This window comes from Snodgrassella sp. CS2 (assembly GCF_050310315.1).
GTDB lineage: Bacteria > Pseudomonadota > Gammaproteobacteria > Burkholderiales > Neisseriaceae > Snodgrassella > Snodgrassella alvi_E.
Window position 1 is genome coordinate 426,148 of sequence record NZ_JBNPBA010000001.1, and the last position, 26,004, is coordinate 452,151.

At 43.3% G+C, this 26,004-nt stretch carries 22 protein-coding genes; 20 read left to right on the forward strand and 2 right to left on the reverse strand.

All coding sequences use genetic code 11. The features are described from left to right. The first annotated feature begins 255 nt into the window (after nt 1-255). From ACQP6D_RS02070 to ACQP6D_RS02080, 3 genes are all read left to right on the forward strand, one after another. Complete coding sequence (locus ACQP6D_RS02070) at nt 256-759, forward strand: PAS domain-containing protein (protein ID WP_370388963.1); 504 nt, start codon at nt 256-258, stop codon at nt 757-759. A 1-nt stretch (nt 760) separates the two neighbouring features. Beyond that, the gene (locus ACQP6D_RS02075) at nt 761-1,507 is read left to right on the forward strand and encodes a phosphate/phosphite/phosphonate ABC transporter substrate-binding protein (protein ID WP_267390128.1); all 747 of its coding nucleotides are present in this window, start codon (nt 761-763) and stop codon (nt 1,505-1,507) included. A 515-nt stretch (nt 1,508-2,022) separates the two neighbouring features. Continuing rightward, nucleotides 2,023-3,420 carry a DHA2 family efflux MFS transporter permease subunit gene (locus ACQP6D_RS02080; RefSeq protein WP_100139994.1) on the forward strand — a complete coding sequence of 466 codons (1,398 nt, stop codon included), beginning with the start codon at nt 2,023-2,025 and terminating at the stop codon, nt 3,418-3,420. 74 nt (nt 3,421-3,494) lie between these two features. On the opposite strand, the gene ACQP6D_RS02085 is transcribed toward ACQP6D_RS02080, so the two are convergent. Next, nucleotides 3,495-4,889 (reverse strand): nucleobase:cation symporter-2 family protein, encoded by a 1,395-nt coding sequence (locus ACQP6D_RS02085; RefSeq protein WP_427857310.1) that lies wholly within the window; start codon nt 4,887-4,889, stop codon nt 3,495-3,497. Between the two features lie 223 nt (nt 4,890-5,112). Here ACQP6D_RS02085 and dapA point away from each other — a divergent pair, with 223 nt between their 5' ends. The 11 genes from dapA (at nt 5,113) to ACQP6D_RS02140 (ending at nt 15,879) form a co-directional block, all read left to right on the forward strand. Beyond that, complete coding sequence (dapA, locus tag ACQP6D_RS02090) at nt 5,113-5,988, forward strand: 4-hydroxy-tetrahydrodipicolinate synthase (protein ID WP_267390124.1); 876 nt, start codon at nt 5,113-5,115, stop codon at nt 5,986-5,988. 46 nt (nt 5,989-6,034) lie between these two features. After that, nucleotides 6,035-7,183 (forward strand): outer membrane protein assembly factor BamC, encoded by a 1,149-nt coding sequence (gene bamC / locus ACQP6D_RS02095; RefSeq protein WP_267408082.1) that lies wholly within the window; start codon nt 6,035-6,037, stop codon nt 7,181-7,183. Nucleotides 7,184-8,886: 1,703 nt separating this feature from the next. Next, entirely contained in the window at nt 8,887-9,126 is a 240-nt protein-coding gene (locus tag ACQP6D_RS02100; RefSeq protein WP_427857311.1) for an NGO_0222 family membrane protein, read from the forward strand. Then, nucleotides 9,119-9,730 (forward strand): RdgB/HAM1 family non-canonical purine NTP pyrophosphatase, encoded by a 612-nt coding sequence (rdgB, locus tag ACQP6D_RS02105; RefSeq protein WP_100152413.1) that lies wholly within the window; start codon nt 9,119-9,121, stop codon nt 9,728-9,730. The genes ACQP6D_RS02100 and rdgB overlap by 8 nt, the downstream gene beginning before the upstream one ends. Continuing rightward, nucleotides 9,723-10,922: a radical SAM family heme chaperone HemW gene (hemW, locus tag ACQP6D_RS02110; RefSeq protein WP_427857312.1), complete on the forward strand. Its 1,200-nt coding sequence runs from the start codon at nt 9,723-9,725 to the stop codon at nt 10,920-10,922. Before rdgB ends, hemW begins: the two co-directional genes overlap by 8 nt. Before the next feature lie 39 nt (nt 10,923-10,961). After that, nucleotides 10,962-11,348, forward strand: coding sequence for a RidA family protein (locus ACQP6D_RS02115; protein ID WP_267403648.1), 387 nt, complete (start codon nt 10,962-10,964; stop codon nt 11,346-11,348). Nucleotides 11,349-11,415: 67 nt separating this feature from the next. Next, the gene (locus tag ACQP6D_RS02120) at nt 11,416-12,234 is read left to right on the forward strand and encodes a symmetrical bis(5'-nucleosyl)-tetraphosphatase (protein ID WP_370387934.1); all 819 of its coding nucleotides are present in this window, start codon (nt 11,416-11,418) and stop codon (nt 12,232-12,234) included. A 256-nt stretch (nt 12,235-12,490) separates the two neighbouring features. Beyond that, nucleotides 12,491-13,048 carry a hypothetical protein gene (locus ACQP6D_RS02125; protein WP_267408086.1) on the forward strand — a complete coding sequence of 186 codons (558 nt, stop codon included), beginning with the start codon at nt 12,491-12,493 and terminating at the stop codon, nt 13,046-13,048. Nucleotides 13,049-13,275: 227 nt separating this feature from the next. After that, nucleotides 13,276-13,809, forward strand: coding sequence for an ATP-dependent protease subunit HslV (hslV, locus tag ACQP6D_RS02130; RefSeq protein ID WP_100139982.1), 534 nt, complete (start codon nt 13,276-13,278; stop codon nt 13,807-13,809). 58 nt (nt 13,810-13,867) lie between these two features. Further along, entirely contained in the window at nt 13,868-15,205 is a 1,338-nt protein-coding gene (gene hslU, locus ACQP6D_RS02135; RefSeq protein ID WP_427857313.1) for an ATP-dependent protease ATPase subunit HslU, read from the forward strand. Between the two features lie 83 nt (nt 15,206-15,288). Then, the gene (locus ACQP6D_RS02140; protein WP_370386397.1) at nt 15,289-15,879 is read left to right on the forward strand and encodes a biotin transporter BioY; all 591 of its coding nucleotides are present in this window, start codon (nt 15,289-15,291) and stop codon (nt 15,877-15,879) included. Nucleotides 15,880-15,963: 84 nt separating this feature from the next. Here ACQP6D_RS02140 and ACQP6D_RS02145 read toward each other — a convergent pair whose 3' ends face one another. Further along, a complete protein-coding gene (locus tag ACQP6D_RS02145; RefSeq protein ID WP_100139980.1) occupies nt 15,964-16,302 on the reverse strand; it encodes a P-II family nitrogen regulator in 339 nt (112 codons plus the stop codon). A gap of 165 nt (nt 16,303-16,467) precedes the next feature. Between ACQP6D_RS02145 and purL the strand changes: the two genes are divergently transcribed. The 6 genes from purL (at nt 16,468) to ACQP6D_RS02175 (ending at nt 25,995) form a co-directional block, all read left to right on the forward strand. Further along, the gene (gene purL, locus ACQP6D_RS02150) at nt 16,468-20,403 is read left to right on the forward strand and encodes a phosphoribosylformylglycinamidine synthase (protein WP_427857314.1); all 3,936 of its coding nucleotides are present in this window, start codon (nt 16,468-16,470) and stop codon (nt 20,401-20,403) included. Between the two features lie 19 nt (nt 20,404-20,422). Next, nucleotides 20,423-20,929, forward strand: a complete 507-nt coding sequence (gene luxS / locus ACQP6D_RS02155; RefSeq protein WP_427857315.1) for an S-ribosylhomocysteine lyase — start codon at nt 20,423-20,425, stop codon at nt 20,927-20,929. 385 nt (nt 20,930-21,314) lie between these two features. Next, complete coding sequence (gene nrdA / locus ACQP6D_RS02160; RefSeq protein ID WP_370387932.1) at nt 21,315-23,594, forward strand: class 1a ribonucleoside-diphosphate reductase subunit alpha; 2,280 nt, start codon at nt 21,315-21,317, stop codon at nt 23,592-23,594. Between the two features lie 87 nt (nt 23,595-23,681). Further along, entirely contained in the window at nt 23,682-24,815 is a 1,134-nt protein-coding gene (gene nrdB, locus ACQP6D_RS02165; protein WP_100152721.1) for a class Ia ribonucleoside-diphosphate reductase subunit beta, read from the forward strand. A 61-nt stretch (nt 24,816-24,876) separates the two neighbouring features. Continuing rightward, nucleotides 24,877-25,194 carry a class I ribonucleotide reductase maintenance protein YfaE gene (gene yfaE / locus ACQP6D_RS02170; protein WP_369608105.1) on the forward strand — a complete coding sequence of 106 codons (318 nt, stop codon included), beginning with the start codon at nt 24,877-24,879 and terminating at the stop codon, nt 25,192-25,194. A gap of 72 nt (nt 25,195-25,266) precedes the next feature. Beyond that, nucleotides 25,267-25,995: a pyridoxine 5'-phosphate synthase gene (locus tag ACQP6D_RS02175; protein ID WP_100139975.1), complete on the forward strand. Its 729-nt coding sequence runs from the start codon at nt 25,267-25,269 to the stop codon at nt 25,993-25,995. Nucleotides 25,996-26,004: the final 9 nt, after the last annotated feature.

Consider the following 26,004-nt stretch of genomic DNA (forward strand, 5'->3'; position numbering starts at 1 on the left):
ATATAAGCAAAAACCGGTTTTACTGTATGACAGAAATTTTAATATCTTTAAGCATCCTTTAGATTAAAGCATAGCATATAAACATCGGGCGAAGATTACTCTGTCCCCGAAAAGCATATTCAGAAGTTTTCAGCAGCAATTGACGTATAACATCAAAACAGACAGAGCTGCTACAAAAACATAATAACACTGAAATGCTTACATTAAGCACACTCATTCTTCACCAGATTAAACCAAATTGAAGGACAAATTAACATGGATATGAGTCGTTGGATTCAGCCAAAACCTCAGAGCGAATCTACAGAGTATAAAATCAAACATTATCAGCAAGAAGGGGAATCCACAGTATATGTTACCAATCAGGAATTTCCCTATCCTGATGGCGCATTGATTGTATCCCGTACTGATCTTGACGGTATCATTACACATGCCAATGATGTATTTGTTGATATCAGTGGTTGGACCCGTGATGAAATTATCGGCGCGCCGCACTGCCTATTACGTCATCCAGATATGCCCAAAGCACCCTTTGCCGACATGTGGGCTACCTTGCAAAGAAAAGAACGCTGGTATGGCTATGTCAAAAACCTGCGCAAAGACGGTGGTCATTACTGGGTATATGCAACTGTTATTCCCAACCTGCGTCAGGGCAAAGTTATCGGCTATAGCTCAATCCGCCGCAAACCGAGCCGCGAAAAAGTAAATGAAATGAGCGCGAAGTATGCAGAAATGCTGAAATCTGAACAGGAAGGAAAATAATATGCTAAGTTTAATGGTTGTACCTGATTATTTGCCTGACCAATTCAGTACCTGGTATCTGCTCAATAACTACCTTCAAAAGAAAAGCGATCAAAATATATCACTGATCATGCCTCCTTCGTTTGATGAAGTCACAGCTCATCAGGAAAAAGAAAAAGTATCTATGCTTTTTGTTAACCCTTTTGCTGCTGGTACTTATGTACGTGAACAAGGTTATTTACCGCTCGTTAGACCTAAAAATAAATCAGACGAAATTGTCATCGTTGCAGCCGCTGATTCAGACATCAATGCAATTGAAGATCTGAAAGGAACTGTAGAATTAGCACTTTCAAATAATGAAGATGCTAATTTCATTGGGTTACGCCTGCTAGAACCAGCTAATCTGAGTGATGATGAACTAGTTATTAAACGCAAAGATAATTTCCTGATGGTTGCCTCAGGTGTAATTCGGCATCATGCAAAAGTAGGAATTATCCAATCTGATGTATATGATAGCTTCAACTCAGTCACCAAAGATCAGCTGAAAGTATTATTGAAGAGTCGTATTAACGAAGTTTCACACGTTATGCTGTATCATCCTGATGCAGTTTCCAACGCTGAACTTCTGAAAGATGTGCTATGTAAAATGGCCGATGACGCCGATGGCGCCAATATTGTAAAAGCATTAAACTTCCCTGAAGGCTTTACTGCATTATCAGAAGAAGAAATGGAATTCATGATCGACGTTGTAGACACCATGCGCAAGTAATCAAGCTTGGATTAAACCGTATAGGATACCACCTATACGGTTTAATTTTTGGCTGCCGAATTTCTCTAATCAGAAAAGATAAGAATAAAGTTATTGACTTCTTTATCTTTCAAATATACTGAATAGAAATATATTTTTTCACCAACTTATCAAGTGTAATAATTCCCTTACCTTATAATTTCATAAATATTGTTAGGTGAAATTTAAAATTAACACTTTCACCTTTTTCTAATAATACAATCAACACATATATTTTTTGAAAACAAATCTGAAATAAATAAAATTATTTTCTATTAATAATTTGAACATTTAAATATAGATATAAAACCATCAATTGAGAGTAATCAACATCAATATCTGAGCTCATCAATATTAGACAGCAGTAAAGCTTTTACCAGCCATAATTCATAGCAACATATTGGCATACCCAACTGATAATGTATCAATGCTGCCTAATGGAACACAACATGATTCTGTTATAATGGATTAAATCATAATCGTTATCAACAGCTTCAATGGCTACCATTAGCACAACAAAACCTTCACGCTATTTGCCTATATTACTAGCAATAGCAATTTTCATGCAGCAGCTGGATGCCACCATCCTGAATACTGCTCTGCCTTCCATGGCTGCGGATTTAGGACAATCGCCTTTGAATATGCAATCGGCAATTATTGCCTATGCACTGACGCTGGCCATCATGATGCCGTTGTCAGGTTTTTTATCGGACAAATTAGGTACCCGCAAGCTCTTCATGGGATCAATGGTCATATTTATTATCGGTTCAGTTCTCTGTGCAGCCAGCAACAATTTACCCCTGCTGGTATTAGCTAGGATTATTCAGGGATTGGGTGGTGCCATGCTTACTCCTGTAGCACGATTAACCATGATGCAAGCCTATGACCGCTCTAAACTGATTACCGTTATGAATTATGCCATTATGCCAGCACTTATCGGCCCAGTATTAGGACCGATTATTGGTGGTTATCTGGTCGTCTATATGAGCTGGCACTGGATTTTTTTATTAAACGTACCAATTGGTCTGCTGGGATTGCTGGTCACATGGTACATCATGCCCGATTTTAACCGGCCGGCTAATTATTTTGACGGATTAGGTTTCTTTTTATTTTCTGCGTCCGCATTTTGCATGACTCTGACCTTTGAAACCATGTCTCACGCAAATAACATTCTTTTCGGCTGTATGATGGCAGCTGCCGGAATTGGTGCATTATTTGCCTATTTAGCACATGCACGCCAGAACAACCGCGCTTTGTATCCACCTCATCTGATTCTGGTACGCACGTTTCGTCTCGGATTGGCCGGTAACCTTGTCAGCCGTTTGGGTATGAGTGCTTTACCTTTATTATTACCCTTACTGTTTCAGGTTGCATTCAGCTACGATGCAGTCAATTCAGGTTGGCTACTGATGCCGTTGGCACTGGCTGCAATATTTGCCAAACCTTTCCTGAAACCATTAATGAACCATTTCGGCTACCGCAACACATTAGCATGGAACACACGTATCATCGGCATACTTATAATGTCTCTGGCATTTATCAGTGCTGCTACCCCACAATGGCTTATTTTGCTTCATCTGTGCGTACTCGGCGCTTGTAATTCATTACAGTTTACCGGTATGAATACCATTACACTGGCTGATTTGCGGCCTAATCAAGTAAGCAGTGGTACTAGCCTAATGGCAGTTAATCAGCAGCTTGCTTTAAGTTTTGGTATCGCGATCGGTGCCTTACTTTTACAAAACCTTAGCCGAGCCAGCTTTATACATCAAAATATCACTAGTGCCTTTCGTGTCACATTCATTATTTTGGGCGTCTTTACCCTGCTTTCCAGCTGGATATTCGCTCGTCTGCATCCTACCGATGGTGATAATCTACTTACCAGAGAAAAATAAATTACTAATAACGTTTTTTTTACATAATAAAAAGACTGCCTTAAAAAGGCAGTCTTCCATTCAGCATAAATAAATTAATGAGGAATATCATCACTCAAATACACTGCTGGTTCACTTTTATCATGGGGCAGTAAAATATTCAGTATGATAGCCACAATACCCCCCATACAAATCGGGTTTTGAAACAGAATAGGCAATTGAGCAAATACTTCCGGCTCAAAAGCTACGCCCAACCCCAATCCTAAAGAAGTAGCACAGATAACTGCTTCCCGGCGGCGAATACCAGCTGTGATAATAATACGGATACCTGCTGTAACAATCAGACCAAACATAACCACCATTGCACCACCAAGAACCGGGCTCGGAATAGTGGTAAAAATTGCGCCAACCCAAGGGAACAAGCCCAATATCACCAAAATCACTGCAATGTATTTGCCTACATGGCGAGATGCAACACCGGTCATCTGAATCACACCATTATTCTGAGCAAATGTTGTTAACGGCAACGAACCAAGTGCGGTAGCAATTACAGAAACCAAGCCATCGGCCATGACGCCACCGCGTAAGCGGCTAGTATATGCTGCTCCGTCCACCGGCTGATTGGATATCATAGCAGTAGCAGTTAAATCACCAACAGCTTCAAATACACTCAGAAGATAAATGGTACCTGCTACCATAAATGCATGCCAGTCAAAAGCAAAACCGTATTTGAATGGAATTGGAATGGTAATCAGCGGCAGATCATGCAGATTGGAAAAATCAACAATACCCATAAAAATGGCGATTACATAACCAGAAATCAAACCAACCGCAATACCTGCCATACGCCACCATGCATTGCGAAAGCAGTTAAATAACAGTACGGTAAAAAGAACAAAAGTAGAAAGAGCAAGATTCGGCCATGAACCGAATGTATGATTAGCTTTAGCGGTGAGCCCCCCACCGAAATCAGTAATCCCGACATGAATCAAGCTTAAGCCTATCATCAATACCACTACACCACTTACCGTAGGAGTGATAATTTTTTTCAGAAACGGCAATAGCCATGATGCTCCGACTACTAAAAAGGCGCCCACAAAAGAGACGCCCAATAAAGTAGAAATCATGGTATGTTCATTCATCCCGTTTTCCTTCATGCCCAGTCCTAGCGCAATCATCACAGTAACAAATGAAAAATTAACCGATTGAATCGATAACAGCCCAGAACCGATCACCCCGAAACGGTGCACTTGAATATACGTACCGACACCTGAAGCAACCATAGACATCGATACCAAATAGGCAGTCATATCTGCCGGCAGTTTCAGTGCGCCGCCCACCACTAAAGCCGGAGCCACCATAGGTACGAATAGAGCGAGTAAATGGGTTAATGCACTCAGCAAACCATTAAAAACTGGAGGTTTATCCTCCAGACCATAGACCAGATCAGAGCGTTCTTCTTGTTTAAGAACAGAGGGATTATCGGCCATTTCAACCTTTCTTATTTGCTTTATACTTGCAAAAAACGAATATAAAGCCCCGTATTTTAAGCTAAGCAGATACATTTAATCTACATCAGACAATTGAGTAATAAAATCTTTAACTCAAGCAAACCTCTTTTATCAAAACACATTATGAACGGCCTATTTTCCATCAAGGGATAAAATACGCTACAATCATCACATTTTTAGCTCTCCTGTAAAGGGTAGAATTATGTTGACAGGCAGCCTGGTTGCCATCGTAACGCCTATGCATGCAGATGGTAGTATTGATTACGACCAATACAAACAGCTTATTGACTGGCATATCGAATCCGGTACCGACGCTATTGTCGCTGTAGGAACCACAGGTGAATCAGCAACCCTTAGTGTTGATGAACACCTAAACGTAATTAAAACTGCTGTAGAACACGTAGCCGGACGCATTAAAGTGATTGCCGGTACAGGTGCAAATAATACGCACGAAGCTATTTATCTTGCTCGAGAAGCACAGCAAGCTGGTGCGGATATGACACTGTCAGTAGTGCCTTACTACAACAAACCCAATCAGGAAGGCATATACCGCCATTTCAAAACCATAGCTGAAGCTACTTCTATTCCGATGATTCTGTACAATGTGCCTGGACGCACTGTTGCCGATATGCAACCGGATACTGCTTTGCGGCTAGCTCAGATAGAAAATATTGTCGGAATCAAAGAAGCCACTGGCAACATCGGCCGAGCTTGTTATCTGTTTAAACATGTTCCCGAAAACTTTGCAGTTTACTCTGGCGATGATCCTACCGCGATGGCATTCCTACTATGCGGTGGCCATGGTGTTATCAGTGTGACTGCCAATGTAGCTCCGAAAATGTTTGCCGACATGTGTCATGCTGCACTACGCGGTGATATAGCCGGTGCGCGAAGCCTGAATGATAAATTACAGCGTTTGCATGGCGACCTTTTCTGCGAACCCAGTCCGGCACCTACTAAATGGGCACTGTCCCAGATCGGTAAAATCAATCCGGTATGCCGCCTGCCCATTACGGAGCTGACTGAAGCAGGACAGACTATAGTAACAGCTGCCATGCGCGAAGCCGGCTTAATCTGAACATAAGCCTACCCTATCAGAAAAATACACACAGAAAGTGGCCGATATGAATATAAGTAAAACCGTTGTCCTGACCATGCTGGCAGCCAGTCTTGCCGCCTGTGCCAGCAAAAAAGAAAACTTACCTAAACTCGATTATCAGTCAGACAATAAAAAAATTGTTCAGCTGGATGTACCGCCAGATTTGACTGATCCCAATCAAGGTAATCGTTTCAGTGCTCCTGGCAGCTCGCTGATTAATGGTGCCGTCCGTGCCAGTGATCTGAACAAACGCAATAACAAAAACCAGCCCGCAGCCAATACGCAGGTATTGACACAAGTACCGGATATTCATTTTCAACGTGATGGCAGCATCCGCTGGTTAACGGTAGACAATAAACAAGCTGCTGAGTTATGGCCTCTATTAAAAGCTTTTTGGCAGGAACAGGGCTTTACTATAGAGCGTGAAGAACCATCTATCGGCCTGATGCAGACCAACTGGGCTGAAAATCGGGCCAAACTGCCTTCAGATGCCATTCGCGGTATATTTGAAAAAGTTGGCTTGGGTGGCGTTTACTCCAGTGGTGAACGTGATATGTTTACCATCCGGCTGGAAAGAAACAATAAGGGTGGTACTGATGTATTCTTCAGCCAGAAAGGCATGAAAGAAGTCTATACCAGCAAAGATGGTGACAGTACCGCATGGCAGCCTCGCCCTAATGAACCTGAACTAGAAGCAGCATTTCTGGCACGCTTCATGCAGTATCTAGGTGCAGATGCCAAACAGGTACAGCAACAGGTAGCCGCTCAACAGCAAAATCCGAATGAGAACGCTTTGGCCAGAACCGATGGCAGTAGTGTTTATCTGCTTGGCCCACAGGAACGCAACTGGCGCCGCGTTGCTCTGGCACTGGATCGCGTAGGTCTAAATGTTATTGGAGAAAATCAGAGCCAGTATGCCTATCTTGTGGAAGTGGCCGCTGCCGAAGCCTCATCTGTAACCAACAAAAAACCGGGGCTGTTTAGCCGCATGTTTGGTCGCAGCAAAAAAATCGAACGCCAGCAACAGCCTAAAGAGCAGCCGCGTTTGATGGTACTGGCTCAACCATTGAAAGATGGAGGAACACGCGTCAGTCTAGCCAATGTTGACGGCACACCTTATACCGGTAAAGATGGTAAAAAATGGATTCAGCAACTTGATCAGCAGTTGCGATAAAAACCAAAAGCCTGCTACAGCAGGCTTTTTTATCAGCAACCTTTTAACATTGCCCAAAATTTTTTTATTTACTTTTCAAGCAGCTAAACTCTAAATACAAACCTAATATAAAAATCAATATCGTTAATTACATTATTGGCTTGGTATAGCCCATCTTTCTCTAGAAACTTCAAATATGAGTTAAACACTACCGTGAAACAATACTGTAAGATACTTTTGACAACTCTTTTATAATCAAATCGTGACTATAAATTATTTTGATAAATAAAACAGTATCAACACAATAATCTTAAATTTTTAAGAACCATTACCTAGGAAAATGCTTCATCAGATACAATAGCTGGCAATTAAGCTACACTTGCTTTCATCTTATAAAATTCTTGAATCGACTAATATGAAAAAATGATAATCAGTTATAGTTTTCTATCTTTACTGATAATTGCTGCATTTATTATGGGTACCATCTTTTTTGCAGACATCCGTTACCCCTTATGGTACAGCTTGTGTTGTTTTGCAGTAGGTATTACAGGATTGGTTATTATTGCACCCTTTACAATTAAACTGATTAAAGTTAGCCAGAAACTCCTTCTTACATCACAAAAAAATGACTAGAATTCAATCTTTAGAAAAAATAAAATACAAAATGATTTTTAAGATCACATGGGGCAAGATACACTTAAATAACAATTTTTAAAATTTTTTATACTTATTTTAAATACAATGATTAAAATAATTATTCCCCTGAGCATTAACTTTATTCTGTTTATGGTGTCCTTTTACGTTGGCTTTTCTCTTTTTCAAAAAGAGCAACAGCTAACAACATATAGTACTGTATGCTTTTTCATCAGTAGTATTAAATGGCATGACATTTGTCAGAATTGTATACAGTTAACGCTTTAACATCTTTCAGAATTAAAAGGTGAAACTTATTTAACACAAAATCACCTAATGTCTAAGTAATAAAAAAATTTGTTGCTATACAGTTGTTTTTGAACCTGAGTAAATGACAAAATTCAATTTTTATTAATTATTCTAACGTCATGTATATTCATGTTTATTGAAGCATTTATATTGGGTACTATCTTTTTTACAGATATCCATTACTTCTTATGGTATTGCCTGTGCTGCTTTGCAATAGCTATTACAGGATTGATTTTTATTGCACCCTTTACAATTAAACTGATTAATGTTAGACAGAAATCTTATCTTAACATCACAAAAAACTAACTAGAATTCAATCTTTAGAAATAATAAAATACATATGGAATTTCAAGACCAAATAAGGTAAACTTCAATAAAATAACATTTTTTTATACTTTTATACATTTCATTTAAATACTATGTTCAGAATAATAATTCTCCTTAGCATTAGCTTTATTGTATTTATAGTGTCACTTTACACTGGCTATTTTCTTTTTCAAAAAGAGCAACAGCTTACAATATACAGCACTGTATGCTTCATCATCAGTATATTTTGTTTAATTGTAGATATTCCATTAAGCTTGAAATTATCTAAACTAGGACAAAAACAAAAATCTTAATATCTAGAGTATTAAATGGCATCACTTTTGTTAGATTTGTATTTAGTTAACGCTTTAACATTTTTTTTGAATTAAAACGTGAAACTGATCCAACGCAAAATCATTAAATTTTAAGTAATAAAACATATTTGTCGCTATACTGTTGTTTTTGAGCCTGCGTAAATGACAAAATTCAAACTTTTATTACTTATTCTAGCATCATGTACATTCATGTTTATTGGCTGGATAATATTGGGCTGCTATTATTGGGTACAAAATCAGCGCAATATTGCGCTGATTTGCTGTTTACTCGCATTTGTTAGCTCATTAGGCCAGTTTGCAGCGTTGGCATTCACATTACGTGAACGTGCTGCCCAGCAAATATATCGGTCTTTATCTTCTAAAGATGTTAAACATGAATAAAATTGTTCTTGCCAGTAATAATCAGGGTAAATTAACTGAGTTCAAGCGTCTGCTACAATCATTAAATATTGAAATAGTGCCACAGGCTGAATTCAATATTCCAGAATGTCCAGAACCTTATATTACTTTTGTTGAAAATGCTTTAGCAAAAGCCCGCCATGCCAGCCGCTATAGTGGCTTACCGGCATTGGCAGATGATTCAGGTATCTGTGCCAATGCACTAAAAGGCGCACCTGGAGTTTATTCCGCCCGCTACGCCGGTACAGAACCCAAATCAGATGCAGCCAACAATGCCAAACTGGATGCAGACTTACAACCATTCAGCGATAAAACTGTATTTTACGTCTGTGTATTGGTGCTAGTACGCCATCCAGATGATCCACAGCCAGTCATTGCTGATGCCATCTGGCGCGGATTGTGGCAATCCACTGCAACTGGGAACAATGGTTTTGGCTACGACCCGCATTTTTATCTTCCCGAACAGCACCTCACAGCAGCACAAATGAGTCAAGACGAAAAAAATCGTGTCAGCCATCGTGCGCAGGCGCTGAATATTTTACTCACTAAATTAAAGCAACAATCCGGTTTAAATCTGCATGTCTGAGTTTTCTCTACCATTGCACAATAACCAGACAGCCACGCCCAATTTGACAAATTTACCTCCTTTATCCCTGTATATCCATGTACCTTGGTGTGTGCGTAAATGTCCGTACTGTGATTTCAATTCGCATCAGTTGAAACAAGAGCTTGATGAACGGGCTTATATTTCAGCTTTACTTACCGATCTTGAGGCCGAGCTTCCCTATTTCTGGGGTAGGACGGTACATACTGTCTTTATTGGTGGCGGCACGCCCAGTCTTCTATCTGCTGCGTCATTGGAACAATTGTTGAGTGGTATACGTGCCCGCATTAATCTGCAGCCCGCTGCTGAAATAACACTGGAAGCTAACCCAGGCACCTTTGAACGCCAACGCTTTGCCGGGTACGCTGCAGCCGGTATTAACCGTCTGTCAATTGGTGTACAAAGCTTTGCTGACGACAAGCTAGCCACATTGGGACGTATTCATAGTCGTGATGATGCATTAAGAGCTATTGAAGTCGGATTATCCCTGTTTCCCAAAGTAAATATAGATCTGATGTATGCATTACCCGGACAAACTCTTATGCAGGCAAAGGAAGATATTCAAACTGCTCTTGCCACTGGTGTACAGCATATCAGTGCCTATCAGTTAACTCTTGAGCCTAACACTCCTTTTGCCCATACCCCGCCGCCACAATTACCAGACGAAGACCACCTCGCCGATATAGAAGAAGTCGTGCATTCAGCTTTAAAGCAAGCCGGATTTATTCATTATGAGACTTCGGCTTTTGCCCGTTCGCATCAGCAATGTCAGCATAATCTGAACTACTGGCAGTTTGGTGACTATATCGGTATCGGAGCCGGAGCACATGGTAAAATATCCAGCGCTCAGTCAATTGTGCGCACCACCCGCAGCCGCCATCCCAAAGACTATATACAAAGCATGCAGCGGCAACCACAACGCGTCATTAGCCGCCAGTCAGTTGCTGCCGTGGATTTGCCATTTGAATTCATGCTTAATGTTTTACGTTTAACAGATGGTGTACCTACTGCATGGTTCAATGAGCGTACCGGACTTCCGCTGTCAGTAATCCAGCAAGCTATCAGTGAAGCTGTTAAACGCGGCTTATTAGATGCCAACCCATTCTTTCTGCGCCCTACAACACTCGGACGCAGTTTTCTCAATGACTTGTTGGCTTTATTTCTGAAAGCCTGATTTTTTTTGACAACCCTTTTAATACGAAGGAGTAGCATTGTGAGCAAAACCATTATTCATACTGATAAGGCACCCGCTGCTATCGGCGCATATTCGCAGGCTGTCCGTGCAGGGGATACAGTATATCTGTCTGGACAGATTCCCTTGGTAGCAGAGACCATGCAAGTTGTTGCAGGCGGCTTTGCTGAGCAGGCTCATCAAGTATTCAAAAACCTACAGGCTGTAGCACAGGCAGCCGGTGGTAATCTGAATGACCTGGTGAAAGTAAACGCCTATCTCACTGATTTAAGCAATTTTGCCACCTTCAACGAAATTATGGCGCAATACTTTACTGCACCCTATCCAGCTCGTGCTGCGGTAGAAGTATCTGCGTTACCTAAAGGCGTACTGGTAGAAGCTGAAGCTATACTAGTATTAGAAAAATAACAGTCAGACTCGTTCAGCACAGGCAAGTATTGAGACTGCCTGTAGCTGAACGAACTGGAGAGTAAATATGGCGCAATATGTGATTGGCGATATACAAGGCTGTCTGACTGAATTTCAACAGCTTTTAAATAAACTAAATTTTAATCCCGGTACCGACACTATCTGGCTCACTGGTGACTTAGTCAATCGCGGCCCCCAGTCTCTGGCCACATTGCGTCTGGTCAAACAGCATGATGGCTGTATGCAGACTATTCTAGGCAATCATGATTTGCATTTACTCGCATTGCATTACGGTCATGGCAAACTCAAGCGTGGCGACACCATCAGTGACATTCTCAATGCCCCAGACAGAACACATTTAATTGACTGGCTACGCCAGCAACCTCTTTACCGTGAGGAAGAAGATTATGTGCTGGTGCATGCTGGTATTTGGCCGGAATGGAACTGCAAACAGGCACAACGGCTAGCGGTAGAAGTGGAAACCGTATTACAAAACAATCCGCAAGATTTTTTTGCCCGTATGTATGGCAATAAACCTGTACGCTGGAACAACAACCTCAATGGCGATGAACGGCTGCGTTTTATTACCAACAGCTTCACACGTATGCGTGCACTTACCGTTGATGGCGCCATGGATTTTGATTACAAAGGTATGCTTGGTGATATGCCATCTCAGTTAATGCCATGGTTCAAAGCACCTGCGAGACAAAACACAGACAGAACTATTTTATTTGGCCATTGGTCAGCATTAGGACTGTACCATCAAGACAATGTTGTTTGTGTCGATACCGGAGCACTATGGGGCGGAAGTCTCACAGCTTACAACCTTAAAAACGGAAGCGTGGTACAGACACCAAGTCAAACAAAGTTAAATTTTGAAAATTAAATGCCGGTAAAATAATAATTAAAATATTACCTTTATCAAAGTGATAAATAGTTTATGTTCTTAAAACATTGAGTTGTGCAGAGTTTTTTAATCATGTACTATTAACTCAGTAACGATAACGTTTATTTGGTCATTTTTAATACTAACCTACATTAGCTAAAAAAGACTAAGATACATCTATTGCTTCTTTACCTAAGCCAAGTATCATGGCTTATGTTATCTAATAATTTATTCATAAATACTTGAAGGAGTTGTCATGAAAAAAGTTCTAGTTCCTGCTGTGTTGTTAATGATTGCACTGACTGGTTGTGCGTCCAAATCTCATCACAAAGCCCCCGCTGCACAATCAACTGCAACTGCCGCTGCTACTACTGCCAATGTACAGATTGACGGACGTAAAGAAGTATCTTACCTTTGCGGTACTGGCAACGCTAAAAACAACTTACGTGTAATGTATGGTCTACAAGGCCAAAACGTTGTGGCTGCACAGGTAAACTATCAGGGTAAACTTTCTCCAGTGATGATGCGTGATGCGCGTGACGTAAATTACAATACATTCGTTTCTCCTGAAGGTATCACTTGGAAAACAGCAATTGCTACTAGCGATACTGTAGATAAAGTAGGCGCTTTAGGCTTATTACAGCCTAGCAAACAGGTTGTTAATGGTCAGGAAAGAATTGTTCCGCAAATCGTTACTCAAAACTGTGTAGTTGATAATGGTACCGTTGCTGTCGCTGCAGCTCCTGCAAAAACAAAAACTGTTAGAACTACTAAAACTGTAACTACCAAAAAAGTATACAAACACAAAAAATAAGTAACCATGTTTAAAAAACGGCAGCCACAGAGGTTGCCGTTTTTTTTACTGATGCAATTCAGGCTTAAACTTTTGGCTGTATCCGGCAACTCATACTTCAGACATATACATTAGGCCTATTTACTCTCATCCTGATGTCTTGAAAGCCTGCATCAGCGCCCTTATTTAAAGGCAGTTATTTTTCCCAACAGTTATGGCGACTGTTGATCAGCAAAGGATCATAAGACATGCAACAATTTGACGGCACCACCATTATTTCCGTTCGGCGCGGCGAAAACGTCGCCATCGGTGGCGATGGTCAAGTGACATTGGGGAACACTATTATTAAGGGTACTGCACGTAAAGTACGGAAACTTTATAACAATCAAGTGCTGGCTGGATTTGCCGGCGGTACTGCCGATGCCTTCACACTTATAGAACTGTTTGAAAGCAAATTACAGAAACATCAGGGCAAGCTGATGCTGGCTGCCATTGAGCTGGCCAAAGAATGGCGTACCGACCGCGCTTTACGCCGACTGGAAGCCATGCTGATTGTAGCCGACAAAAAAAATACCTTAGTGATTACTGGTAATGGTGACGTACTTGAACCAGAACAAAGCATTGCTGCGATTGGTTCCGGTGGTGCATTCGCGCAGTCTGCTGCGCGGGCACTGATGGAAAATACGGAACTTGAACCTGAAGTGGTGGTTAAAAAATCACTGGAAATTGCCGGTGATATCTGCATCTACACCAACCAGAGCCATACAATCGAAACCTTATAATTGTCTTGACCGATAGTTTAAATCATTAGCATCGGTTCAGCCCTATGATAGGAACATGATGAGTACAGTAGTAATGACACCAAACGAAATCGTTCATGAACTGGATAAACACATTATCGGCCAGAATCAGGCCAAACGTGCAGTAGCGGTCGCACTGAGAAACCGCTACCGCCGCAGCAGAGTTGCCGAACCATTACGAAGTGAAATTGTCCCGAAAAATATTCTCATGATCGGCCCCACCGGCGTAGGTAAAACCGAAATTGCACGCCGTCTTGCCCGTCTGGCCAATGCACCCTTTATCAAGGTAGAAGCTACCAAATTTACTGAAGTTGGCTATGTCGGCCGCGACGTAGACAGCATCATTCGAGATTTGATTGAAATAGCCTTGAAAAACATCCGCAGCCAGACAATTGCAAAAAACCGCGACCGAGCTCAGGATGCCGCAGAAAACCGCGTTTTAGATGCGCTACTACCTCCTCCTCGCACAGTTGGCTTTGCAGGAGAACCACAGGAGGCTCAACCGGAAAATCATACACGTCAAAAATTCCGGCAGATGTTACGTAAAGGAGAATTGGACGATAAAGAAATTGAAATTGAAATTGCCGCCACTCCTTCACCAGCCATGTCGGTAATGGGTCCTCCAGGAATGGAAGATTTTACCAACCAGCTGCAAGACATGTTTAGCAACATGGGTCAGGGTAAAACCAAAGCGCAGAAAATGAAAGTCAGCGCAGCGATGAAGATATTGCTGGATGAAGAAGCTGCCAAACTCATTAGCGAAGATGAATTACGTGAACAAGCCATCAAAGCAGTAGAGCAGAACGGTATTGTCTTTCTGGATGAAATTGACAAAATTGCCACAGACAGCAACCGCCATGGTGGCGACGTATCACGTCAGGGCGTTCAGCGCGACTTACTCCCACTTGTGGAAGGAACAACAGTTCAAACCAAATATGGCATGATTAAAACCGATCATGTACTGTTTATTGCTTCTGGTGCATTTCATCTCAGTCGTCCTAGCGACCTGATACCTGAATTACAAGGCCGCTTTCCCATTCGCGTAGAACTAAAAAATTTAAGTGTGGACGACTTTAAAGCCATCCTGACCAGCACAAATGCCAATCTGACTGAACAATATACAGCCTTACTGGCAACAGACGATGTGAAATTACAATTTACCGAAGATGGTATTGCTCGGATTGCAGAAATTGCTTTTCAAGTGAATGAAAAAACCGAAAATATTGGCGCACGCCGCTTGCACACGGTTATGGAAAAGCTACTCGAAGAAGTATCTTTTGAAGCGCCTGCAGGAGACATCGCCATTGATGAAGCTTATGTTAATGCGCGTTTGCAGGATATAGTCGAAGACGAAGATCTGGCTCGATACGTACTATAAACCATCAATAAAGCGGCTACGGCCGCTTTTTTTATCTGGCTGATTATTTCTTCACCGTATCTCAATTATATCGACGGCGTTTCATGATTACTACACTGACTCAAACCCATCAACCTTATCTTTATCAACGCTATTCATTAACAGGATGGCAGTACCAGCTACTGGCCACCACCATCGCCGCATTAATGATGGCTTTATCCGCCAATATTAGTATCCCATTGCAGCCAGTGCCATTATCCCTGCAATCACTCGCAGTATTACTAACCGGTGCCGGCCTTGGGCGCAAGCTTGGTGTTTTGGCTATACTTGAGTATTTACTACTTGGTGCATGCGGATTGCCTTTTTTTGCTGGCGGCCATGGCGGCATTAACGTACTGGTATCGGCTTCTGCAGGTTACCTATACGGATTTGTTGTCAGTGCCTATCTGGCTGGACTGGCTGCTGAGCGAGGCTATGATCGGCATTTTCTCAGCGGCTTATGTGCATTTGCTCTGGCACATCAAATTATTTTTGTGTTTGGAGTTGTTTATCTGGCATTTTATCTGCATATCGGCATTTATCATGCAGTAGAACTCGGCTATCTACCCTTTGCCGGTTTTGATCTACTTAAATTTTTTATAGCCAGTTTAATCATGTTTGCCTTGTGGCGGCATTCTGGGTCACTAAATCATTAAGTTTCAAACAAAAATAAACCGTCTAAATGCACAGATACTATTAATAGTCTGCGCTTTCAGACGGGTTGTAGTTCAAGACTGCGATTAAATAGCTGATTCGTTCTGCTCACCGGTACGTATACGTACCGCTTCTTCTACTGGCAACACAAAAATTTTACCATCACCAATTTTGCCCGAATGTGCGGCAGCTACAATAGTTTCAATAGCCTGCTCTACCCGATCATCTGGCAATACCAGCTCAATTTTTACCTTGGGTAAAAAATCCACTGCATACTCCGCACCACGATATATTTCTGTGTGCCCCTTCTGGCGCCCAAATCCTTTCACCTCAGATACAGTCATGCCACTAAAACCAACGTCAGACAATGCTTCCCGAACATCGTCCAGTTTAAAAGGCTTTACAATTGCTTCAATCTTTTTCATACGTGCACTTCCCTATAACTGTATCCACACAAGTAAAAACTACCATAACCTTATCTGAAACTCAAACCAGCACTGCCTTACAACATAAAATTAAGCAAAACTCTTGTTTTTCGCGTAAAATTGCGCCTCAGCCAAAACCCACTATCAAAGTGAGCTTACCTCATCATGTCAGTTGTACTGTCACTGTGCGGCGAGGCCGCACTTTCACCATTCCGTATCGAAAAACTGTTACAGCAGGCAGCAAAACTGCAACTGAACTGCGAGATTCAGATAAACAGCGAATACCGCTATTTCGTGGCTTCATCCGCCGAAATCACATCCGACAATCAACAGAAATTATTACAATTGTTGCGTGCCAGACCACAGAGCAGCCACAAACTGTCTGGAACTCAGCTACTTATTATTCCTCGATTGGGCACCATTTCTCCCTGGTCCTCCAAAGCCACCGATATTGCCCGCAATTGTGGGCTGAGCATGATTGAACGCATCGAGCGTGGTATTCTGTATTCTTTTTCACGCCAGCTCAGCCAGCAGGAACAGGATAAATGGCAAACAATATTGCATGACCGCATGACTGAAAGTGTGCTTACGTCAGAGAAAGAAGCAATAAAACTTTTTCATACCTCATCAGCACAGAGCTTCAATTATATAGACGTACTAGCTGATGGCAAAAGCGCACTGGAAACAGCCAACCGGCAAATGGGTTTAGCTTTGTCTGCAGATGAAATTGATTATTTGGCAGAAAATTATCAGCAGCTACAACGCAATCCCAGCGACGTTGAGCTGATGATGTTTGCACAAGCAAATTCAGAACATTGTCGCCACAAAATTTTTAATGCTGAATTTATTATTGATGGCAAAACCCAGCCGCAATCCTTGTTTAGCCTAATCCGCGCTACTCATCAGGCACACCCCCAAGGTACACTGGTAGCATATAAAGACAATTCATCCATTATTACTGGTGCGAATATTGAACGCTTCTATCCGCAGCCTAATCAACAACAGCAATATCAATATAATGCGGAAGAAACCCACATTTTGATGAAAGTGGAAACCCACAATCATCCGACTGCCATTGCTCCCTTTGCTGGTGCAGCCACTGGTTCGGGCGGAGAAATCCGCGATGAGGGCGCAACCGGAAAAGGAGCTCGTCCTAAAGCGGGGTTGAGCGGTTTCAGCGTATCCAACCTTTCGATCCCCGAATTTACCCAGCCTTGGGAACAATACACAGCCAGCCGTAATCAGTACGGTAAGCCGACACACATCAGCAGTGCCCTCGATATCATGCTTGATGGCCCGATAGGCAGTGCAGCTTTTAACAACGAATTTGGTCGCCCCAATTTGCTGGGTTATTTCCGCACCTTTGAAGAATTATTCAGCGGCACTATGCGTGGTTTTCACAAACCAATCATGATTGCCGGCGGTCTTGGAAATATTCAGGCACAACAGGTTTTCAAAGATACCATTCCAGCCGGAGCATTACTTATTCAGCTTGGCGGTCCGGGATTACTAATCGGACTGGGCGGTGGCGCAGCTTCTAGCATGAGCACCGGCGCTAATCACGCCGACCTGGATTTTGATTCCGTACAGCGCGGCAATCCAGAAATGGAACGGCGGGCACAAGAAGTTATTGACCGCTGCTGGCAGATGGGCACCGATAATCCGGTTATATCCATTCACGATGTCGGTGCAGGCGGTCTATCCAATGCCTTTCCCGAATTGGTAAACGATGCCGGTCGCGGTGCCACATTTGAGTTACGCCGCATTCCCTTGGAAGAACATGGCCTGAACCCACTGCAAATCTGGTGTAATGAAGCACAGGAACGCTATGTGCTGGCTATATTGCCTCAAAATTTGGCTACCTTTCAAAACATTTGCCAGCGTGAACGGTGTCCGTTCGCTATAGTAGGCACTGCCACTGATGATGGGCAATTAAAGTTACGCGATGATTTATTTGACAATCTGCCGGTAGATATTTCGCTGGATGTATTATTGGGCAAACCACCCCGAATTACCTGTACTGATTGTACCGTTACCGAATTTATCCCAGCTTTTGACGGCAGCAGGCTAGACATACGCGAAAGCCTGTACCGTGTATTACGCCTGCCAACCGTAGCCAGTAAACAATTTTTAATTACCATTGGTGACCGCAGTGTCGGTGGACTGACCCATCGTGACCAGATGGTCGGACGATTCCAGACTCCTGTTGCAGACGTAGCCGTAACAAAAATGGGCTTTAACACGCTGCTGGGCGAGGCCATGAGCATGGGTGAAAAATCACCTCTGGCTTTATTTTCCGGCGCTGCTTCAGGACGCATGGCCATCGGCGAAGCAGTAACCAACATTGCTGCTGCAGACATTGGCACGCTAGATAAAATCAAACTCTCTGCCAACTGGATGGCAGCCTGTGGTTTTGCTGGTGAAGATGCCCGTCTATATGAAACAGTGGCAGCAGTATCAACACTGTGCCAGCAACTAGAGCTGAGTATACCAGTTGGTAAAGATTCTCTCTCTATGCAAACCATCTGGCATGATACCGGTGAGGAAAAAAGAGTGGTGTCACCACTCACAGCAGTGATTACCGCCTTTGCACCAGTAAACAACGTCTGCCACACCGTCACACCGGAGCTACAAAATATACCCGATACTACACTGCTAGCAATTGATTTGGGACAGGGTCACAGCCGTATGGGTGGTAGTGCCTTACAACAAGTATGGAAAAATCTTACTGGTCAGGCTCCCGATGTCAATTCCGCCTCTCTACTGGCTGATTTTTTCCGCATCATTCAGTCATTAATTCAGGAACAGAAAATTCTGGCCTATCATGACCGCAGCGATGGCGGGTTAGTGGTCACACTGGCTGAAATGATGTTTGCAGCGCACATCGGCGTCACCATCGACATTGCCTCGTTAATCCGGCAAATCAACGATCAGAGTCACAACCAGAAACTTCAGGATGCAGCAGTACGCTGCCTGTTCAATGAAGAACTGGGAGCAGTGATTCAAATACACAATACCGATTTAGCCAGTATTCAAGAGACTTTTGCCAAGGCCGGTATGGCTGATGCCCTGCACATACTGGGTCACATCAATACGACTGACCGTTTGATGGTACATCACGGAAATACAGTTCTGTTAAATGAAAACCGTGTAGATTTACAAAAAAGCTGGAGCGAAACCAGCTATCACATGCAGCGCTTACGCGACAATCCGCACTGTGCAGACAGTGAGTTTGCCTTACTCGAACAAGAGCATTTACCCAGATTATTTGCTGAATTGAGCTTTGATCCGGCCGAAGATATTGCTTTGCCATTTATTCAGCGCGGCAAACAGCCCAAAGCAGCCATACTTCGTGAACAAGGCGTCAACGGGCAGTTAGAAATGGCTGCTGCTTTCAGCCGTGCTGGCTTTGAAGCTTATGATGTACATATGAGTGATTTGCTTACTGGACGGGTGAGTCTCGCTGATTTTCAGCTACTGGCTGCCTGCGGTGGTTTCAGCTATGGCGATGTGCTCGGCGCCGGTGAAGGATGGGCAAAAAGTATTCTTTTTAATCAGCAACTGCGGCATGAGTTTGCCGAATTTTTTGCCCGTCAGGACACGCTGACACTGGGTGTATGCAATGGCTGCCAAATGCTGAGCAATTTAGCTGAAATAATCCCAGGTGCACAATTGTGGCCACGTTTTCGCCGCAACATTTCCGAACAGTTTGAAGCTCGCCTGAGTATGGTGACCGTGCCAAAATCAACATCATTGATTTTGGCCGATATGGCCGGCAGCAGCTTACCGGTAGTGGTGAGTCACGGAGAAGGACGAGCAGATTTCAGCCATCTGCCACAGTCTGATTTGCCGTCGGAGCTAGACATTGCTCTGCAATACGTAGACGGTCACAATCAGGTCACAAATACTTATCCGCTGAACCCTAACGGTTCTCCGGCTGGTATTGCCGGTGTGTGTAGTCAGGATGGGCGAGTAACCATTATGATGCCGCATCCGGAACGGGTCTTCCAGACCGCACAAATGAGCTGGGCACCGCGTAACTGGCCAGAAATGTCTGGCTGGTACCGCCTATTTGCCAGTGCCCGCAAAGTTTTAGGCTAACATCGACAAAGGAAACATCATGCCATTACTGGATAGTTTTACAGTAGACCATACCCGTATGCATGCCCCGGCAGTACGCATAGCCAAAACCATGTCTACTCCTAAAGGGGACGAAATTACCGTATTTGATTTACGCTTCTGTCACCCCAATCAGGACATCCTGCCGGAAAAAGGCATGCACACACTCGAACATCTGTTTGCTGGTTTTATGCGCGATCATCTCAACAGCAACAATGTGGAAATTATCGATATTTCTCCCATGGGCTGCCGCACCGGCTTTTACATGAGTCTGATTGGCTCACCAGATGAAGCCACAGTAGCCGGTGCATGGGCTGCTGCGATGCAGGATGTGCTATCTGTAGCCAACCAAAACCAGATACCTGAACTGAACCGTTATCAGTGTGGCAGCTATACTATGCACTCATTGGAAGAAGCCAAGGCCATCGCCCAAAAAGTACTCGACAGTCAAATAAGCATTAATTATAACAATGACTTGAAATTAGATGAGTCACTATTGCAACACTAAAAGCGAAATACGATTACGACTGTCTAAAAATAAGTGAAGTGGTACACAGCTTATATTTTAGACAGTTTTCATTTTTATTAGTAAAACTAGCCAGATACAGCATAGATTTAAAAGCTGATAAAAAAAAACTAATACAAATTAAAAATAGATAGCAATTTTTACACTTTAATTCAAAACACGCCAAACTTAGCCAAACCATTTGTCTATCAACAAAATCATTACATCACTTAACCCATTCGTTATGAAGAAGCGGATATAGTCGGTTTTGACAAGTCTTTTTTTTAAAGCAAAAAACCAGTATATTGTGTTCAGAATAACAGTTGACCACTACATTTTGTGTTGTCACTGTTTTTTTCTGCTTTACTTGTGCTAGAAAGAATAACTCATGAATGCGGTAGCCAATATAAAAGTAACCAAACGAAACGGCCGTTTGGAAGACATCAATCTGGATAAAATTCATCAAGTTGTTACTTGGGCGGCTGAAGGACTGGATAACGTATCCGTATCTCAGGTAGAAATGCGCTCACACATTCAGTTTTACAACGGCATCCGCACAGACGACATTCACGAAACCATCATTAAGGCTGCGGCTGACCTGATTTCTACCGAAACGCCAGATTATCAGTATCTGGCTGCACGGCTGGCAATATTCCACCTGCGGAAAATCGCTTTTGGCCAGTTTGAACCGCCCCATTTATATGATCATGTCACCAGCCTGACTCAGTCAGGCAAATACGATGAACATATCCTAACTGACTACTCCCGTGCTGAATTCGATGAGCTCAACAATTGTATAGACCATAACCGGGATTTAACTTTTTCCTATGCTGCTGTAAAACAGCTGGAAGGTAAATATCTGGTACAAAATCGCGTCACCAGACAAATTTTTGAAAGCCCGCAGTTTTTATATATGTTGGTGGCTATGTGTCTGTTTGCACGCTACCCGCAGGCCACTAGGTTGGAATATGTTAAAAAATTCTATCATGCTATCAGCACGTTCAAAATTTCCCTACCCACGCCGATTATGTCCGGCGTGCGCACTCCAACCCGCCAATTTTCTTCTTGTGTCCTGATAGAATGTGATGACAGTCTAGACAGCATCAACGCTACCACCAGCGCCATCGTGAAATATGTATCGCAGCGTGCCGGCATCGGCATTAACGCTGGACGCATCCGTGCACTGGGCAGCGAAATTCGCGGCGGCGAAGCTCAACACACTGGCTGTATCCCATTTTACAAAATGTTTCAGGCAGCAGTTAAATCCTGCTCACAAGGAGGCGTACGTGGCGGTGCGGCCACACTATTCTATCCTTTGTGGCATCTAGAAGTAGAAAACCTACTTGTACTTAAAAACAACCGTGGTGTAGAAGAAAACCGCGTTCGCCATCTTGATTATGGTGTGCAGATTAATCGTCTGCTTTATACTCGGTTGATTAAAGGTGAAAATATTACCTTATTCTCTCCTTCAGAAGTACCTGGGCTATATGATGCTTTTTTTGCCGATCAGGATGAGTTTGAACGCCTGTATGCCTTATACGAAAAAGACGATAGCATCCATAGCCGCAGTATTCCGGCTATAGACTTATTCTCATTATTAATGCAGGAGCGAGCTGGAACCGGCCGCATTTATATCCAGAACGTCGACCATTGCAACACTCACAGTCCATTTGACCCTAAGCTAGCACCGGTACGTCAGTCTAATCTATGTCTGGAAATCGCCCTGCCGACCCGTCCGTTGAACGACATAAACGATCCAGACGGAGAAATTGCGCTTTGTACCTTATCCGCTTTCAATTTGGGTGCACTAAAGAATCTCGAAGAGCTGGAAGAGCTGGCCGAACTAGCTACCCGTGCGTTAGATGCTCTGCTGGATTACCAAAACTATCCAATCAAAGCGGCCGAACTGGCTACGATGAACCGGCGTACACTTGGCATCGGCGTTATTAACTTTGCCTACTATCTGGCCAAAAACGGCGTAAAATACAGCGATGGTTCTGCCATCAGTCTTACCCACCGCACCTTTGAAGCCATTCAGTACTATCTACTCAAAGCTTCAGTCAAACTGGCCAAAGAGCTGGGCGCATGTCCTAAATTCAGCGATACTACATACGCTCAAGGCTTACTGCCGATTGATACTTACAAAAAAGATCTGGATAAAATCTGTCAGGAGCCACTTCATCTAGACTGGGAAGCACTGCGTGCCGATATTGTCAAACATGGATTGCGCAATTCAACACTCACTGCACTGATGCCATCAGAAACATCCAGTCAAATTGCCAATGCCACCAATGGCATCGAACCTCCGCGCGGACTAGTATCCGTAAAAGCCTCCAAAGACGGCATTCTCAAACAAGTTGTGCCAGAGTTCGAACGTCTGCACGACGAATATGAGCTATTATGGGATATGCCAAATAATGAAGGCTACCTGCATTTAGTAGGTATTATGCAAAAATTCATCGATCAATCTATTTCAGCCAATACCAATTACGACCCGCAGCGGTTTGAAGGGCAGAAAGTACCGATGAAACAATTAATTAAAGATTTACTTACCGCCTATAAATTTGGCCTGAAAACCCTCTATTACCAGAATACCCGCGATGGAGCCGACGACATGCAGACCAGCATTCAAGATGACGGCTGCGCCAGCGGTGCATGTAAGATATGATTCCTGGGTGCTCATGCACCCTTTTATTTCCCATTCCATTCATTAACCTAAATAAAGAGTAACATCATGGCCTGTGAACATCTGTCAATGAACTACAGCACATTCTGTCAGAAACCAAATAACGCCCTGACAGAACCGATGTTCTTCGGTCAGCCAGTAAATGTTGCCCGCTATGATCAGCAAAAATTTGATATTTTTGAAAAACTGATTGAAAAGCAATTATCATTCTTTTGGCGTCCGGAAGAAGTAGACGTATCGCGCGATCGTATCGACTACGCCAACCTACCCGAGCATGAAAAGCACATTTTTATCAGCAATCTGAAATACCAAACATTACTTGATTCCATTCAGGGTCGCAGCCCCAATGTAGCTCTGCTGCCCTTGGTATCCATACCCGAGCTGGAAACATGGATTGAAACATGGTCATTTTCTGAAACCATTCACTCCCGCAGTTATACACACATCATCCGCAATATCGTCAACGATCCATCCATCGTATTTGATGACATTGTACAAAACAAACACATTATTGCCCGTGCTGAAGAAATTGCCTGCTACTACGATGATTTAATCGAATATACTCAATACTACAATTTGCTGGGTATCGGCGAACACCAGATTAACGGTAAAACTGTAGTCATCGACCTGCATGAACTGAAGAAAAAACTCTATTTGTGTCTGATGTGCGTAAACGTACTCGAAGCCATTCGTTTTTATGTATCTTTTGCCTGTTCCTTCGCCTTTGCCGAACGCGAACTGATGGAAGGCAATGCCAAAATTATCAAACTGATTGCCCGTGACGAAGCATTGCATCTTACTGGTACCCAGCAGATGCTTAATCTAATGCGTACTGGCGCCGACGACCCTGAAATGGCACAGATTGCTGCCGAAACCGAAGAGGAATGCTTTCAGCTTTTCCGTCGTGCTGCTATGCAGGAAAAAGACTGGGCGGAATATTTGTTTAAAGACGGTTCTATGATTGGCCTGAATAAAGACATTCTTGGTCAGTATGTCGAATACATCACCAACCTGCGCATGCAGGCTGTCGGCTTACCACCAGCCTTTGAGCATGCCAAGCAAAACCCGATACCTTGGATAAATGCCTGGCTTTCTTCCGACAACGTTCAGGTGGCACCACAGGAGGTAGAAGTTAGTTCTTATCTTGTCGGCCAGATTGACGCAGAACTCAGTGAAGACGATTTAAGCGATTTCGAGCTATAAATCCAGACTTTCCAAAATAAACCAAGCTGACAGAACTGACCGAAATACAATAATACCAAACATGGCTTTAATCACCACTAGCGACAAAACCTTCACTCTGCAACAGGACGAAACCCTGCTGGAAGGTCTGGAACGTACCGGGCACGAAGTAGAATATCAGTGTCGCAGTGGTTATTGTGGTTCGTGCCGCCTCAGACTGCTTTCCGGACAAGTAAGCTATCCAGAACAGCCCTTGGCATTTATTGCAGCAGAAGAAATTCTGCCTTGCTGCTGTAAAGCAGAAACCGATTTACATGTAGTCTGCCATCTGCGTAGCGATACACCTGAAAACAATCCTGACCTCTTTGAAGATGATTTATTTCCCGCTGGACAAAATTAAAACGTTTTTCTTTACAGCCCTACAAGGCTAAAGTATCGTAACCTATCCATAATCAATTCTAGGTAAAAGCACATGCTACTTGGCGTCAATATCGATCACGTTGCCACCGTGCGCAATGCCCGCGGCAGTATTTACCCGAGTCCGCTAGAAGCAGCACTATTGGCTGAAACGCATGGTGCAGACCTCATTACCATGCACTTACGCGAAGACCGGCGCCATATTCATGATGCCGATGTATTTGCTGTCAGAAATGCCATCAGCACACGTTTAAATTTGGAAATGGCACTCACGCCGGAGATGCTGGACAACGCACTGGCTGTTCAACCTGCTGATGTGTGCATCGTGCCGGAAAAAAGGCAGGAAATTACTACCGAAGGCGGGCTAGATGTATTATCGCAACAGGATAAAGTAGCAGAATATATTCAAAAGCTCACAGCGGCCGGTATTCGTGTTTCCTTATTTGTTGATGCCGACAGCAATCAGATACAGGCCTGCCGCGAAGTAGCTGCACCCGTTATCGAACTGCATACTGGTGCCTATGCTGATGCCGCCCCACAGCAGAGAAGGCAGCAGCTTGCTCGTATTGAAGAAGCAGCCCATCAGGCCAGCGAAATGGGTATCATCGTCAACGCTGGACATGGTCTGAACATTCATAACGTCGCCCCCATAGCGAAAATTCTGGCTATTCAGGAACTGAATATCGGCCACGCATTGATTGCACAGGCCATTTTTATCGGTCTCCCCCAAGCCATCGAACAAATGAAGACCGCCATCTTCCGTGCGCGCAGTATTCCTTATTAATCTTTCAGC